Annotated in this window: 15 protein-coding genes; 6 read left to right on the forward strand and 9 right to left on the reverse strand. The window is 69.2% G+C overall.

Translation table 11 applies throughout. From position 1 onward, the window contains the following. The first annotated feature begins 2 nt into the window (after nt 1-2). Genes QRN21_RS12345 through QRN21_RS12365 form a run of 5 tightly spaced genes read left to right on the forward strand, consistent with a single transcriptional unit; the run spans nt 3 to nt 4,852 of the window. On the forward strand, nt 3-401 hold the full coding sequence (locus QRN21_RS12345; protein ID WP_042536471.1) for a cytidine deaminase: 399 nt from the start codon (nt 3-5) through the stop codon (nt 399-401). After that, on the forward strand, nt 398-1,690 hold the full coding sequence (locus QRN21_RS12350) for a thymidine phosphorylase (protein WP_056280056.1): 1,293 nt from the start codon (nt 398-400) through the stop codon (nt 1,688-1,690). The genes QRN21_RS12345 and QRN21_RS12350 overlap by 4 nt, the downstream gene beginning before the upstream one ends. A 52-nt stretch (nt 1,691-1,742) precedes the next feature. Continuing rightward, a complete protein-coding gene (locus QRN21_RS12355; RefSeq protein WP_285364247.1) occupies nt 1,743-2,858 on the forward strand; it encodes an adenosine deaminase in 1,116 nt (371 codons plus the stop codon). A 3-nt stretch (nt 2,859-2,861) separates the two neighbouring features. Beyond that, on the forward strand, nt 2,862-3,965 hold the full coding sequence (locus QRN21_RS12360) for a polysaccharide deacetylase family protein (RefSeq protein ID WP_285364248.1): 1,104 nt from the start codon (nt 2,862-2,864) through the stop codon (nt 3,963-3,965). A 29-nt stretch (nt 3,966-3,994) separates the two neighbouring features. Further along, on the forward strand, nt 3,995-4,852 hold the full coding sequence (locus tag QRN21_RS12365; RefSeq protein ID WP_053097007.1) for a carbohydrate kinase family protein: 858 nt from the start codon (nt 3,995-3,997) through the stop codon (nt 4,850-4,852). 19 nt (nt 4,853-4,871) lie between these two features. Here QRN21_RS12365 and QRN21_RS12370 read toward each other — a convergent pair whose 3' ends face one another. The 8 genes from QRN21_RS12370 to QRN21_RS12405 form a co-directional block, all read right to left on the reverse strand. Further along, nucleotides 4,872-5,621, reverse strand: coding sequence for an alpha/beta hydrolase (locus QRN21_RS12370; RefSeq protein WP_285364249.1), 750 nt, complete (start codon nt 5,619-5,621; stop codon nt 4,872-4,874). A gap of 10 nt (nt 5,622-5,631) precedes the next feature. Continuing rightward, nucleotides 5,632-6,951 (reverse strand): flavin-containing monooxygenase, encoded by a 1,320-nt coding sequence (locus QRN21_RS12375; protein WP_285364251.1) that lies wholly within the window; start codon nt 6,949-6,951, stop codon nt 5,632-5,634. An 85-nt stretch (nt 6,952-7,036) separates the two neighbouring features. Further along, entirely contained in the window at nt 7,037-8,194 is a 1,158-nt protein-coding gene (locus QRN21_RS12380; protein ID WP_056280064.1) for a mannitol-1-phosphate 5-dehydrogenase, read from the reverse strand. After that, nucleotides 8,194-8,625: a PTS mannitol transporter subunit IIA gene (locus QRN21_RS12385; RefSeq protein ID WP_056280066.1), complete on the reverse strand. Its 432-nt coding sequence runs from the start codon at nt 8,623-8,625 to the stop codon at nt 8,194-8,196. Before QRN21_RS12385 ends, QRN21_RS12380 begins: the two co-directional genes overlap by 1 nt. A gap of 67 nt (nt 8,626-8,692) precedes the next feature. Further along, a complete protein-coding gene (locus QRN21_RS12390) occupies nt 8,693-10,327 on the reverse strand; it encodes a PTS mannitol transporter subunit IIBC (protein WP_056280068.1) in 1,635 nt (544 codons plus the stop codon). Continuing rightward, nucleotides 10,324-12,009, reverse strand: a complete 1,686-nt coding sequence (gene ptsP / locus QRN21_RS12395; protein WP_072591533.1) for a phosphoenolpyruvate--protein phosphotransferase — start codon at nt 12,007-12,009, stop codon at nt 10,324-10,326. Before ptsP ends, QRN21_RS12390 begins: the two co-directional genes overlap by 4 nt. Next, complete coding sequence (locus QRN21_RS12400) at nt 12,006-12,287, reverse strand: HPr family phosphocarrier protein (protein WP_053096995.1); 282 nt, start codon at nt 12,285-12,287, stop codon at nt 12,006-12,008. The genes ptsP and QRN21_RS12400 overlap by 4 nt, the downstream gene beginning before the upstream one ends. Continuing rightward, entirely contained in the window at nt 12,284-12,601 is a 318-nt protein-coding gene (locus tag QRN21_RS12405; protein WP_053096993.1) for a PTS sugar transporter subunit IIB, read from the reverse strand. The genes QRN21_RS12400 and QRN21_RS12405 overlap by 4 nt, the downstream gene beginning before the upstream one ends. 165 nt (nt 12,602-12,766) lie before the next feature. Here QRN21_RS12405 and QRN21_RS12410 point away from each other — a divergent pair, with 165 nt between their 5' ends. Then, entirely contained in the window at nt 12,767-14,689 is a 1,923-nt protein-coding gene (locus QRN21_RS12410) for a BglG family transcription antiterminator (RefSeq protein WP_285364253.1), read from the forward strand. An 8-nt stretch (nt 14,690-14,697) separates the two neighbouring features. On the opposite strand, the gene QRN21_RS12415 is transcribed toward QRN21_RS12410, so the two are convergent. Next, the gene (locus tag QRN21_RS12415) at nt 14,698-14,961 is read right to left on the reverse strand and encodes an HPr family phosphocarrier protein (RefSeq protein ID WP_072591532.1); all 264 of its coding nucleotides are present in this window, start codon (nt 14,959-14,961) and stop codon (nt 14,698-14,700) included. Nucleotides 14,962-14,965 lie beyond the last annotated feature (4 nt).

A 14,965-nucleotide genomic window follows, 5' to 3' on the forward strand; every position in this document is an offset into this window, starting at 1 on the left:
ACATGACAGACATCGACTGGGACGAGCTCCGTCAGGTCGCGACCGACGCCATGACCAAGGCCTATGCGCCGTACTCCCGCTACCGCGTCGGAGCCGCCGCGCTCGTCGGCGACGGCCGCATCGTGGCCGGCTGCAACGTCGAGAACGCCTCGTACGGGGTGACGCTGTGCGCCGAGTGCGCGCTGGTGGGCGACCTGCACATGTCGGGCGGCGGCCAGCTCGTCGCCTTCGTGTGCGTCAACAACGACGGGCAGACCATCATGCCGTGCGGCCGTTGCCGTCAGCTGCTCTACGAACACGCGATGCCCGGAATGCTGCTGGAGACCGTCTCCGGCATCCGGACCATCGACGAAGTACTGCCGGACGCCTTCGGCCCCCGAGACCTGGAGGACGCCCGATGAGCGTTGAGCCCTTCGACGCCGTCGATGTGATCCGTGCCAAGCGCGACGGCGGTGCGGTGCCCGAGAAGGCGCTGCGCTGGATGGTCGACGCCTACACCCGCGGCTACGTCTCGGACGCACAGATGGCGTCGTTCGCGATGGCGATCTTCCAGCGCGGCATGGAGCGCGACGAGATCCGCGTGCTGACCGACGCGATGATCGCGTCGGGGGAGCGGATGAGCTTCGCGACCCTCGGCAAGAAGACGGTCGACAAGCACTCCACGGGCGGCGTCGGCGACAAGATCACTCTTCCGCTCGCTCCGCTCGTCGCGGTCTTCGGGGTGGCGGTCCCGCAGCTCTCCGGTCGCGGTCTCGGCCACACCGGCGGAACGCTCGACAAGCTCGAGTCGATCCCCGGCTGGCGCGCCGCGCTCAGCAACGAGGAGATGTTCGCCCAGATGCAGGGCGATGTGGGCGCCGTGATCTGCGCGGCAGGCTCAGGCCTCGCGCCCGCCGACAAGAAGCTCTACGCGCTGCGCGACGTCACCGGCACCGTCGAGGCGATCCCGCTGATCGCCTCGAGCATCATGTCGAAGAAGATCGCCGAGGGCACCGACGCTCTCGTGCTCGACGTGAAGTTCGGCTCCGGTGCGTTCATGCAGGACATCGACCGGGCACGCGAGCTCGCGCGCACCATGGTCGCACTCGGCACGGACTCCGGCGTCGCCACCACCGCCCTCCTCACGGACATGAACGTGCCGCTCGGTCGCGCGATCGGCAACGCGAACGAGGTTCGCGAGTCCGTCGAGGTGCTCGCCGGAGGAGGACCCGCCGACGTCCGCGAACTGACGATCGCCCTGGCGCGCGAGATGCTCTCGCTCGCAGGACAGCCGGATGCCGACGTGGAGGCCGCTCTCGACGACGGACGCGCGATGGACGGGTGGAAGGCCATGATCCGCGCTCAGGGCGGCGACCCCGACGCACCGCTGCCCACGGCCCGCGAGACCCATGTGGTCACGGCTCCCCGCGACGGCGTGGTGTCGCAGATGGACGCGCTGCCGTTCGGCATCGCGGCGTGGCGTCTCGGTGCGGGGCGTGCGCGGGCTGAGGACCCGGTGATCTTCGAGGCCGGGATCGACCTGCACGCCAAGCCCGGTGATCGAGTAGCGGCCGGACAGCCCTTGTTCACGCTCTCGGCAGCCGACGAGGCTCGGTTCCCCCGCGCTCTCGAGGCGCTCGAGGGGTCCTGGGCGATCGGCGACGAGGCTCCGGCCGCAGGGCCGATCGTGCGGGAGCGCATCACGGCCTGATCCGCCGACCGCTAGCCTGAACAGAGCGAATCCGCGACCGAGAGGAATCCCCATGTCGATCGACGCGAACGGCGATGTCACCATCCAGGGGGCATCCCTGCGCAGCCTTCCCAAGGTGTCGCTGCACGACCATCTCGACGGCGCGGTGCGACCCTCGACGATCATCGAGCTGGCGGATGTGATCGGGCTCGAGGTTCCCGAATCGAAGCCGGCCGCTCTCGGCAGGTGGATCGCGAAGCAGGGCGACTCGGGGTCGCTGGTGGAGTACCTCAAGACCTTCGATCTGACCACGGCTGTGATGCAGACGCAGGAGGGCCTGACCCGTGTCGCTCGCGAGTTCGTGCAGGATCTCGCGCACGACGGCGTGATCTACGGCGAGGTGCGCTGGGCGCCCGAGCAGCATCTCACGCGTGGGCTCACCCTCGAGCAGACCGTCGAGGCTGTGCAGCAGGGGATCGAGGAGGGTGAGGACGCCGCGGATCGCGACGGCCACAGCATCCGCGTCGGTCAGCTGATCACCGCCATGCGCCACACAGACCGCTCGCGCGAGATCGCCGAGCTCGCCGTCGGCTTCCGCGGACGCGGGGTCGTCGGCTTCGATATCGCCGGTCCCGAGGACGGATTCCCGGCGTCAAACCATCGCGTCGCCTTCGACTACCTCGCGGAGAACTTCTTCCCCGTGACCGTCCACGCGGGGGAGGCTGCCGGGCCGGACTCGATCCGCTCGGCGCTCATCGACGGGCGAGCGCTGCGACTCGGCCACGGCGTGCGCATCGCCGAGGACCTGCAGGTCATCACGCAGGAGGGCGACGAGGTGCAGGTCCAGTTCGGTGACCTCGCCCGCTGGGTGCGAGACCGAGAGATCCCGCTCGAGCTGTCCCCGTCCTCGAACCTGCAGACCGGCGCGATCGCGTCGTGGGGCAACACGCTCGCCGACCATCCCTTCGACCTGCTCTACCAGCTCGGCTTCGCCGTGACGGTCAACGTCGACAACCGCACCATGAGCGCGACCTCGCTCACCCGGGAGCTGTCGCTCCTGGTCGAGGCGTTCGAGTACGATCTCGACGATCTCGAGACCTTCCAGTTCAACGCGGCGGCCGGAGCCTTTCTGCCCGTCGAGGAGCGCGAGGAGCTTGTCGAGATGATCGCCGACGGATTCGACATCTAGATCATGGCTTCCGGGGGGAAGCGACGCCGTATCGGCGTCGTAGTGATCGTCAGCGCCGTCGTCATCGTCGTCGGCGGTGCAATCGCGGCCTTCTCATGGTCGACCCGAGTGCCCGAGGTGCTCGTGCCGCGAGCGGGCGGCGACGCCATCGAGCGTCCGCTGACACCCGCGCAGCAGCTCGTCGCGGATGCCGGCGACCCGCTCGCGTGCGCGGTGAGCTTCATCGGCGACGGTGCGCCGCAGGAACCGATGCTGCAGCGGCAGGATGCACTGTACGTGGCGCTTCCGATACCGGCGCAGGACGGTCGGGTGTTCGCCGGCTGGTACTCGACCGCAGCGGATGCCGCCGGGGGCACGGTCGCCGCGCGGATCAACGGAGCCGACCCCGTCGTGTGCGTCGATCAGCAGATCGAGCTCTTCGCGGCGTGGACGACGCCCGAGGCGAATGCCGCGGCGGACGTGCAGGTGCCGATCCTGATGTACCACCAGTTCACTTCGAACCCCGAGGGCGAGACCGGCTGGCTCCGCGGCAACTACGCGTACATCGGCGACTTCGAGGCGCAGATGAACCACATCGCGACGACGGGCTTCTACCTGCCGACCTGGGATGAGCTCAGCGCGTTCATCGACGGTCGACTGTCGCTGCCTGCTCGTTCGGTGATCATCACCGACGACGACGCCGACCAGAGTTGGTTCGACCTCGCGGTTCCGGTGATCGATGCGCACGGGCTGCTGTCGACCTCGTTCATGATCACCGCCGACCGCCAGGACCCCGCGCCGTCGATGTACGTCCTTCGCAGATCTCACACGCACGACATGCATCAGGCCGGCGACAACGGCAAGGGCCGAATGGTGAACTGGACGGCGGACGAGATCGCCGCCGATCTGAACGCATCCGCCGACGTGCTCGGGGTGCGCGAGGTGATCGCGTATCCGTTCGGTCACTTCGACGACACGTCGAAGCAGGGCGTCGCTCAGGCCGGGTTCGAGATGGCGCGGACCATCGAGCCCGGGTATGTCGAGATCGGCACGGACAAGCTCGCCCTGCCCGTCGTGCGGATCGACTACGGCATGGGGTTGGACTCCCTCATCAAGCGGATCGGCTGAACCGCGGTCTCGGACGGCAGGATGTACTCATGACCGCCACCGTCTTCATAGCCGGACCGGCATCGTGGAACTCGATCGTCGTGCTCGATCGATTGCCTGAGCCGGTGCCGCACATGCAGTTCGCCGAGGAGACCTGGGAGACCGTCGGCGGCACGAGCGCGGGGAAGGCCCTCACGCTCGCCTCGCTCGGGCGCTCCGCTCTGCTGTACGCCCTCACCGCGGCGGATGAACCGGGACACCGCGTGCGCGATGCGCTCGCACATGCCGGTGTGCGTGCGCGGTGGGGAACGGGCGACGCCACCGAGCGCCATCTGAACCTCATGACCCGCGAGGGCAAGCGAGTCTCGCTGTATCTCGCGTCCCCCTCGGCGACGGACGGGAGAGATGACTCAGCTCTGCACACCGCGATGAGCGGCGCTGAGGTGATCGTGCTCGACCTCGCGGCCGAGCCGCTGCGACTCCTCCCCGCGGCCGTCGCGACCGGGCGCCCGATCTGGGTCGACGTGCACGACTACGACGGCGAATCCGAGTTCCACCGGCCCTTCCTCGCTGCAGCGCAGGCCGTGTTCTGCAACGCCGACCGTCTGGCCGATCCGGTGCGCTTCCTCCGGTCATGCGTCGCTGGCGGCGCCTCGCTCGCCGTGTGCACCCTGGGCGCCGACGGGGCGGTCGCGATCGACGCAGACGGCACCGAACACCGTGTCGCAGCCGTGCCGGTCGATGTCGTCGACACCAATGGCGCGGGCGACGCGTTCCTGGCCGGCGTCCTCGATGCCCGGCTCTCGGGGGCCTGCGTTCCGGACGCCCTCGCTGCGGGCTCACGCGCGGCGGCATCCGTGCTGGGCACACGGCACCTGCATCCGCTGCTCGACCCCGTCATCGGCTGAGCGGAGCAGTCGACGCTGCTCAGCGCGCGGCGACGTCCGCCATGAAGGCATCGAGGATCTCAGAGACCTGTGCGTGCATCTCGTCGCTCGAGATCGTCGGCTCGCCGTCACCGGCCTGGGGCCCGTAGTCGCCGAACGACGCGTGCGACGCTCCCTCGATCTCGACCATCTCGGCGTCGGCCGGCAGGAGGTCACGAGCATCGGCGATCTTCTCGGGCGTCGACAGTCCGTCCTCGCTGCCCGAGATGCTGAGAACGGCGAGATCGGTGTCCGACACGTCCGTCGCGCAGTAGGAGCCGAACAGCACGAGTGCCTCGGCATCCGCGGCGAGCTGGCACGCGCGCACGCCGCCCAGCGAGTGTCCGCCGACCGCCCAGTCATCGATGTCGGGGGCCGCAGAGGTGAACGAGTCGAGACCGCGCAGATCGAAGAACGCGAGGTTCAGCCACGGGCGGGTGATCACCACCGTGACGCCCTCTTCGGCGAGGCTCTGCAGGATCGGTGCGTACGCCCACGGATCGACCTTCGCACCGGGCACGAACACCAGGCCGAGGTCTGATTCGCCGTCGGCCGGGGTGAGCACGATTCCCTGCTCTGTGTCCTCGACATGGATGGCGGAGTTGTCCTCGACGCTGGCGAGCGGATCGTTCTCGGCCGACATGACGCCGATCTGGCTCCAGGCGAGTATGCCGACGATGCCGATCACGAGGACGCCGACGACTCCCCAGAGGATCACTTTCAGGACACGACGACCACGCTTCTTCTGCACTCGCCCCACGTTACGGGGTGCGGATGTGAGCGTGCTCGGGGTGCGGCAGCTCGAGCGCCGACCGCTCGCGTCGCACCGCACCCCGATATGCGTCCTTGTTCACGTAGTAGGCCATGCGGTCGAGGCGCAGGTATCGGTAGCCGCCGGTCAGATCGGGCCACGGCTCGGAGGTCACCCGATCGCGGAATCGCACGGCCCGAGGCGGATCGTTCTCCGCCGCGTCCAGGTATGCGGCCAGCAGCTCCGCCTGCTCGTACCGCCCCTGCCAGCCGATGCCGGACGCCTCGATCATGCCCATCACGAAGAGACCGTTGAACGATGCGGGGAAGACGTGGAGGAACAGCCGTGGTGCCGCTCCGCTCCAGTGCAGGTGCTGTGGGTCGACGAACGGGTAGTCGAGCCGGTATCCGGTCGCGAGGAGGAGCAGATCGTAGTCGTCGGACGTCCCGTCCCGGAAGCGCACGGTCGTGCCGTCGAGGCGCTCCACATCGGGGCGGATACGCAGGTCCCCCTGCCCGAGGTGATTGAGGATCATCGTGTTGACGATCGGATGAGCCTCGTAGATGCGGTAGTCGGGCTTCGGGAAACCGAAGCGCGCAGGGTCGCCGGTGAACGCCCGGAGCACCCGGCTGTCGACCGCCTGCTTGACGCGCGCGGGCAGGGGACGGCCCTGATTCAGGGTGTCGCTCGGCCTGCCGAACAGATAGCGCGGGACGAAGTAATAGCCGCGGCGGACGCTCATGTCGACCGAGGAGGCGTGGTGCACGGCATCCACCGCGATGTCGCACCCCGAGTTCCCCGCCCCGATCAGCAGCACACGCCGGCCGGTGAGCTGTGCGGCCGACCTGTACTCGCTCGTGTGCATGATCTCGCCGTTGAACTCTCCGACGAAGGTCGGCACGTTCGGTTCGGCGAGCGTGCCGTTCGCGAGCACGACGCCGGCGTACCACCGGGTCTCTTCGCCGTCGGGCCCCGAGCTCGTGAGATCCCAGCCGTCGTCCCGCGGCTCGAGTCGCGTGACGGTCGTCTCGAACCGGAAGAGCCCGGTGAGACCGAAGTGCTCGGCATAGTCCTCGAAGTACTGTCGCAGCGTCCGATGGTCGGGGTAGTCGACGGTCGAACGCATGGGGTACTCGGCGAACTCGGTCGTCGTGCGCGAGGAGATCAGATGCGCGGACTCGTACATCGTGCTGCGGGGGTTGTCGATGTCCCACAGGCCGCCCACACCGGTCGAGGCCTCGTACCCGTCGATCCCGACGCCGCGCTTCGTCAGCGCCCGAGCGGCGGCGAGGCCCGACGGACCTGCACCGATGACGGCGTATCTGTTCATGCTGCTCCCGCACCTCGCTGTGCTCGCCACTGCGCCCTCCGCCGATCGTATCGGCAGAGGGCGCAGAACACGGCGTGCGACGTCGTCAGGAGGCGTTCAGTGCTGTCTGACGGGAGACGACTGCGTCGCGGACCGCCGGGAACAGCGGATGCTCGGGGTCGAGCCCCGTTGCGGACGAGGTGAACGCCAGCGCATCCTCCGTGCGCAGGAGCTGCTGCAGCTCGACCGCCTGCTCATCATCGGGATCCTCGAACTCGAGCGCTGCGGTGACCGCGCCGACCAGCGCGATCGTGGAGAGCCCTCTCTCGGCAGCCATCGCCGCCGGTCCGATGAAGCGCTCGTGTCGGGAGATCTTGCGCAACGGCTGACGGCCGACCCGCTGCACGGTGTCGACGAGCGCCGGATTGCGGAACCGCTCGAGGATCGTCGCTCGGTACGCGGCCAGTTCGGCCGGGTCGAGCCCGTGTTCGGCGACCAGCACCGCGGAGGTCTCCTCGAGAGCGGCCGAGACGCGTGCGACGATGTCGGGGTCGGCCAGGGCGTCGGAGATGCGCTCGATGCCGGCCCGTGCGCCGAAGTACGCCGTCGCGGCGTGGCCGGTGTTCACCGTGAAGAGCTTGCGCTCGATGTACGGGGCGAGATCGTCGACGAAATGAGCGCCGGGAATGTTCGGCAGCGCGCCGCCGAAGGCCTGGGATTCGATCGCCCACTCGAAGTACGGCTCGACCGTGACGTCGACGCCGCCGTCTGCGGGCTGACCGGGGACGATGCGGTCGACGGCGGTGTTCGCGAACACCGCACGCGACAGCAGCTCCTCGGCGTCCGCGCCCGCCGCCTTCTCGATCTCCGCCCGGAGGGTGTCCGTCGCCCCGATCGCGTTCTCGCAGGCCATGACCTGCAGGGGAGCGGCTCCGGCAGGGCGCAGGGCGAGGCCCGCGACGATCGTGGGGGCGACGAAGCGCAGCACGGTCGGTCCGACCGCCGTCGTGACCACATCGGCGGTCGCGACCTCGTCGGCCACGGCATCCGGATCGGTCCTGCTGTTGACCGCCCGGAAGCCGGTCACCACGTGGTCGGTGCCGCCGGGTCCGGCCTCGTGCACCGTGTACGAATCGACGGCGTTGATGGCGTCGACGAGAGCGTCGGCGACATCGGAGAACACGACCTCGTATCCACCCTCGTGCAGGAGCAGCCCCACGAATCCGCGGCCGATGTTGCCCGCGCCGAAGTGCACGGCCTTCATCAGTCGTTCACCGCCGAGAGCAGGGCGTACAGCTCGTCGGGCGTCTGCGCCGCGTTGAGCTTCGCGACGTCGTCCTCATCGGAGAACAGGATCGCGATCTGCGAGAGGATCTCGAGGTGCTCGTCGCCACGGCCGGCGATGCCGACGACGAACGTCGCGGCCTCCCCGTCCCAGTCGACTCCGCCGTCGTAGCGGACGACAGACAGCGCGGATCCGAGGATCGCATCCTTGGCGTCGTTCGTGCCGTGCGGAATCGCCAGACCGTTGCCCATGTAGGTCGAGACCGTCTGCTCGCGCTGACGCATCGCGTCGACATAGGCGGGGGTGACGGCGCCTGCCGCGACGAGGATGTCGGTCGCCTCCTGGAGGGCTTCCTCCTGCGTGCTGCTTCCGGAGTGGATGCGGACCTGATCGAGGGTGAGAACGCTCATGGTGATTCCTTCTTTCTGAGTATGTGGAGGCGGGGCGGATGCCGCAGCACCCGCCCCGCCTGGTCTGTCACGCGTCGGTGTCGCGCTGTTCGCGCACCATCTCGACGACCTCTTCGTACTTCGGAGAGTTCATGAAGTTGTCGACGGACACGTGCACCGAGTTCGGCGACTGCGCCTTCGCCCGGTCGGTCAGCTGCTGCTGGGTGATGACCAGGTCGGCGCTGCCGTCGAGGTTCGCGATGGCCTGGTTCGTGACGGTGACGCCCTCGACCCCTGCCTTCTTGAACTTGTTGCGCAGCACGCTCGCGCCCATGGCCGATGAGCCCATTCCGGCGTCGCAGGCGAACACGATGTTCTCGATGCGACGGTCCGTGGCGACGCCCGTGCCAGCCGCAGCGGCTGCTCCGGCAGTTCCCGTACCCGACGAGGCGCGAAGGGCGTCCATCGCGGCGGAGGACTTGCCCTTGTTCGCCTCGGTCTGTGCGATCGCGTCGCCGAAGCTGTCGCCCTCGGCCTCGAGGTCGCGCTTGCGGGAGGCCCGCAGGATGACGCCGGTGATGAGGAACGTGACGACCGCGGCGATGATCACCGAGAGGTAGACCACGAGCAGGTTCGGGACGCCGGGGCCGACGGCGGCCGCGGTCACGGCGATGATGCTGCCGGGGGCTGCCGGGAACGCCAGGCCGCCTCCGAGCACCATGTTGGTCGTGACACCGGCCGCGCCACCCGCGATCAGGGCGAGGATGGTGGTCGGCTTGCTCAGCGCGTACGGGAAGTAGATCTCGTGGATGCCGCCGAAGAACTGGATGATCGCCGCTCCGGGCGCAGACGCCTTGGCCGCACCGACGCCGAAGAACGAGAACGCGAGCAGCAGACCGAGGCCCGGACCGGGGTTCGCCTCGATCAGGAAGAGGATCGACTTGCCGGTCTCGGCCGCCTGCTCGATGCCGAGCGGAGTGAACACGCCGTGGTTGATGGCGTTGTTCAGGAACAGCACCTTCGCGGGCTCCACGATGATCGACACGAGGGGCAGCAGGTTCAGCGCGACCAGCCAGTCGACGGCACCGCCGAGAACCGCGCTGATGCCGAGCATCACGGGACCGAAGGCGAAGAATCCCACGATCGCGAGGATCATGCCCAGGATGCCGGCCGAGAAGTTGTTCACCAGCATCTCGAAGCCGGGGCGGATCTTGCCGTCCCACATCCGGTCCATCTGCTTGGTGATCCAGGCCGCGAGCGGCCCCATGATCATCGCGCCGAGGAACATCGGGATGTTGGTGCCGACGATGACACCCATCGTCGCGATCGTCGCGACGACTCCACCGCGCTCGCCGTAGACCATGCGGCCCGCGGTGTTGGCGATGAGGAGCGGCAGCAGGTACGTGACCATCGGTCCGACGAGGCCCACGTACGCGAAGATGTTGCCGTCGGCGCCTTCGGCCACCGCGGTCATGGCGCCCTGCCAGCCGACCACTGCGGAATCGCCGCCGCCGCCGATGGTCTCGGCGACACCGGCCCAGTGCCAGCCGAACGGGCTCTCGGACCCGAAGAATCCGGCCGGGATGAAGAGCATCGTGATGAATCCCCACGCGATGAACGCGGCGATGTTGGGCATGATCATGCCCGAGAGGAACGTGCCGAAGCGCTGCACGCCCGTTCGGAGGCCGCCTGCCTTCGTGGCGGCGGGTGACGTCGTCGTCATGATGTCGTCTCTTTCTGGTGAGGGGGGAGGGGCGCCGCGGCGTCAGCCACGGCGAGGCGAGCACCGGCGGCGTCGTCCGCCGCCAGTGCGAGTTCGGCGAAGTTGCGGGCTTCGTCGAGAGTGTGCTGCGACAGGGTGTGACGCACGTCCGCCAGGGCGGACGGCGCCATGGAGAGGCTCGTCGCGCCGAGCCCGACGAGCACGACGGCGAGCATCGGATCGGCGGCGGCCTCACCGCAGATCCCGACCGGCTTGCCGAGCCGGGCACCTGCCGTGCCGACCTCACGGATGAGACGGAGCACGGCGGGGTGCCACGGATCCTGGAACGCCGCGACGGAGCCGAGTAGACGGTCGGCGGCCATCGTGTACTGCGTGAGGTCGTTCGTGCCGATCGAGGCGAAGTCGGCGTGCGCGAGGATCCGGTCGGCGAGCAGCGCACTGGACGGGATCTCGACCATGACACCGGCGGTCTTCAGGCCGTACTCCCGGGCGAGCGAGGTGAAGTACTGCGTCTCCTCGACGGTCGCCACCATCGGCGCCATGACCCAGAGGTCCGCCTCGGTCGCGGCATCCGCTTCGGCGAGGGCCGTCAGCTGCTCGCGCAGGATGTCCTCGCTCGCCCGCAGAGCACGCAGCCCCCGCAGGCCCAGGGCCGGGTTCTCCTCGTGCGCGTCGTTGAGGAACGCCAGCGGCTTGTCGGCGCCGGCATCCAGCATCCTCACGACGACCTTCTTGCCGGGGAAGGCCGCGAGCAGCTCCCGATAGGACTCTCGCTGCTGCTGCACCGTCGGCGCCTGCGCCGACGAGAGGAACAGGAACTCGGTGCGGAACAGCCCGACGCCCTCGGCCCCGCGTTCGACGGCATCGGATGCGTCTGCAGGCTTCCCCAGGTTCGCCAGCAGCGGGATCGGCGTGCCGTCGGCGAGGGCGCCGGGAGTGAGTGGTGCGGCATCCGCCGAGCGGCGGGCGGCGGCGCGCTGCTCGGCGCGCGCCTTCTCGTCGTCGGTCGGATCGACGGTGACGATTCCGGCTGCGGCGTCGACGATGACCGGGCTGCCGGTCGCGAGCTCCGAGGCTGATGCCGCTCCGACGATCGCGACGATGCCCTTCTCGCGGGCGAGGATCGCGGTGTGCGAGGTGGGTCCGCCGTCGAAGGTGACGAGGGCGAGCACCTGATCGAGGTTCAGCAGCGCGGTGTCGGCCGGGGCGAGGTCGCGAGCGACGAGGACGAACGGATGCCCGGGGTCGGGGACCCCTGGCGCATCCACGCCGCGAAGTCGGGCGAGCACCCGCTGCGCGATGTCGTCGAGATCGGCGGCGCGCTCGCCGAGGTAGCCCCCGACGGCCTCGAGCGTCGCCCGGAAACCGGCGAACGCGTCATGCACGGCCCATTCGGCCGTCGCGCCGTCGTCGATGCGTGCGTCGACCTCGTCCTGCAGCGTCGGGTCCTCGGCGATCATCGCCTGCGCCTCGAGCACCTCCTGCGCCGAGCCGCCGGCGGCCTCGCCGCGGGCCGTCAGCTCCTGTGCGACGGCCGTCACGGCCTCGCGGACACGTGTGCGCTCCGTGTCGGCTCCCTGACCGCTGGGGGTGTTCTCCGGGGCGGGCAGCGCCTCGGTCATCCGGACGACGACGCCCTGGGCGACTCCGAGACCGATGCCGACTCCACGCAGTTCGCTCATACTCCGGCGTCCTGATCATGGTCGGTCGTGAGCAGCTCGGTGAGCGTGTCGAGCACGCCTTCCGCGCTGTCGCCGTCGGCCGTCAGCGTGACGTAGTCGCCGTGCTCGATCGCCAGCGCGATCACGCCGAGGATGCTGGCCGCGTTGACCGCCTTCCCCGAGTCCTTCGCGATGGTCACGGGAATCCCCGAGTCCTTCGCCGCCTGTGCGAACAGCTTCGCCGGACGGGCGTGGAGTCCATGGGATGAGCCGATGCGGACGGTGCGAGAGACGGTCATGATGTTCCTTTCGGGGTGTTCCTGGCGCTGGAGACGATCGACTGTGCGAGTGCCAGCGTGCGGGTGCCGTCCCGATCGGCGAAGACGTCGTCGGGGAGCACGGCCACCTGAGCGGGCGCCGCCTGGCGGATCGCCTCGAGGCGATCGGCGAGATGAGGGCCGATGAGGATGAGGTCGTGGTCGCTGCCGGCGACGGACTGCTCCATGCCGGCTGCGGCGTCCCAGTCGAGGCCGGCTTCGGAAGCCGCCCGGCGGAGTCGTTGCGCGACGAACGTGCTCGACGCGCCAGCGCCGCACACCACGAGGATCTTCATCGATGCTCACCTTTCCTGAGAACAGTCTGGGAACAAGGGGGGTGTGCTCGCCAACAGGTTCCTTTCCGCCCCTGCGGAACCTCAGTTTCGGAGCACCGCTCCCCGCTTGCTGACATCATGGAAGTCACGTCAGGACAGTGCGGTCGGCACGGAGGAGGGAGCATCATGTCGCGACAGCGTCAGGATCAGCTCCTGTCGTCCCTGCTCCGTCAGGGCGAGTGGGTGACGGCCGCCAGTCTCGCCGATCAGCTCGGGGTCACCCCGCGCAGCATCCGCTCGTACGTCGCCGCGCTGAACGCGAGAACCGGTGGAGCGGATGCCGTCGAGTCGGGCCCGGCGGGATACCGCGCCGGGCCGGGGGCTCGCGACGCACTGCGCACGCGGCAGAGCGGCGACTCCGCCCCGCGTGACCGACTGCACGGCCTCGTCCGCACCCTGCTCGATGTGCCGGAAGGTGTCGACGTCTTCGCCACGGCCAGTGCGCTCCATGTGAGCGAAGCCACTCTCGAGGCGGACCTCGCCCGCGTCCGCACACTGCTCGACGGCACCGATCTCGCACTCGAGAGAGACCGCGAGATCGTGCGACTGCGAGGCAACGAGGCGGCACAGCGTCGTCTGCTGTCGCGACTCGCACATGACGAGATGGATGCCGCGTCGTTCCACCCCGAGACGTTCCGCCGAGCGCTCGCCGGAGGAGTCATCGCCGCCGACGCCGTCGGGCCGTTCAAGTCCGAGCTCGTGCGCGAACTCGGAGAACAGGGCTACTACGTCAACGAGCTCGCGATCTCCGATGTCCTTCTGCACATCGCGATCGCCGCCGAGAGGGTTGCGGCCGGCCACGCGCTCGAAGCCGGTCCTGCCGGTGCGCGGGAGGAGATCCCGCGGGTCGGGGCTGTGATCGCCCGGCTCGCCCAGCAGCACTTCTCGGTCGCGCTGGGCGACGGGGACAGCGGGCATCTCGCGTCCCTCGTCCTCACGCGCATCGTGGCTCCGGGGGAGGACGCTGCGGGCGATGTCGCCCGCAGCGGCGTGGACCCGGGTGTCGAGGCGGCCGTGCGTGCGGAGATCGCGAGGGCGGCGGAGGATTTCCAAGTCGACCTGGTCGACGAGACCTTCGTGCTGCGCCTCGCCCTGCACGTGCAGAACCTGATGCGTCGCGCCGAGGAGAGCGCGCTGACCCGCAATCCGCTCACCCGCTCGCTCAAGACCTCGTATCCGATGATCTTCGAGGTCGCCGTCTCGATCGCCAGCGGACTGCACGATCGCCTCGGCACGCCGATCCACGACGACGAGATCGCCTACATCGCGATGCACGTCGGCGGACGACTCGAGCGCAGCCGCAAGGCCGAGTCGATCCTCACCGCGACCATCGTGTGCCCGGGGTATTACGAGCTGCACGAGCTGCTCCGATCGAGCGTCGACCGCTCGCTCGGGTCCGCGATCGAGGTGACCAGCGTCATCACCAAGGTCGACCCGGACTGGGCGTCGTTCGACACCGACCTGGTGCTCAGCACGATCGAGCCGGGCGCTGCCGGCGATCGCTACGTCCGCATCCAGCCGTTCCTCACGGATGCCGATGTCGACCGGATCCAGCAGGCCGCGGCACGCGTCCGGCGGGGCCGACGCCTCACCAGGCTCCGTGGCGAGCTCGCGCGATACTTCGATGCCGACGCCTTCGTCTATCCGCTGCCCGATGCGGGGGAGGAGGCGATCATCCGGCGACTGGGCGGTCTCCTCGTGGATGCGGGGCTGATCGGCGACGACTACGTCGAGAACACCATCCTCCGCGAACGGATGTCGTCGACGGCGTTCACAGACGCGCTCGCGGTGCCGCACGCGCTCCAGATGACCGCCACGCGCACCGCGATCGCGATCGGCGTGACGGACGGGTCGGCAGCGTGGGGTGAGGGCCGCGTGCAGGTGGTCGCTCTCGCCGCCTTCAGCGAGAGCGACCGCGCCGCGTTCCAGACGGTGTTCGAGCAGCTCGTCGAGGTGTTCAGCGAACGGGAGAGCGTGCAGCGAATCCTCCGCCGGGGCACCACCTTCGAGGCGTTCCTCGACGAGCTCGTCGCCGTCATCGACGGGTGACCGCCGGGTCAGCCCCGAGGGTCGAGGACGCCGGCGAGGGTGTCGAGCACGGCGTCGGCGCCGGCCGAGTCCGCCGTCTCGAGCACCACGGCATCGCCGGGCGCGAGTGCGAGGTCCATCAGCGCGAGAACGCTGCTGAGGTCCACGACCGCGCCCGACGACGTCCGCAGGGTCACCGCGTGCGAATGCGCCTGCACGAGCCGCACGAGCTCGGCGACGGGGCGCGCGTGCACCCCGTTGTGCGCGCTGATCACGACATGTCTTCTCGGCATGCGG

The organism is Microbacterium sp. LMC-P-041 (genome assembly GCF_030209555.1).
In the GTDB taxonomy this organism is placed as follows: Bacteria; Actinomycetota; Actinomycetes; order Actinomycetales; family Microbacteriaceae; genus Microbacterium.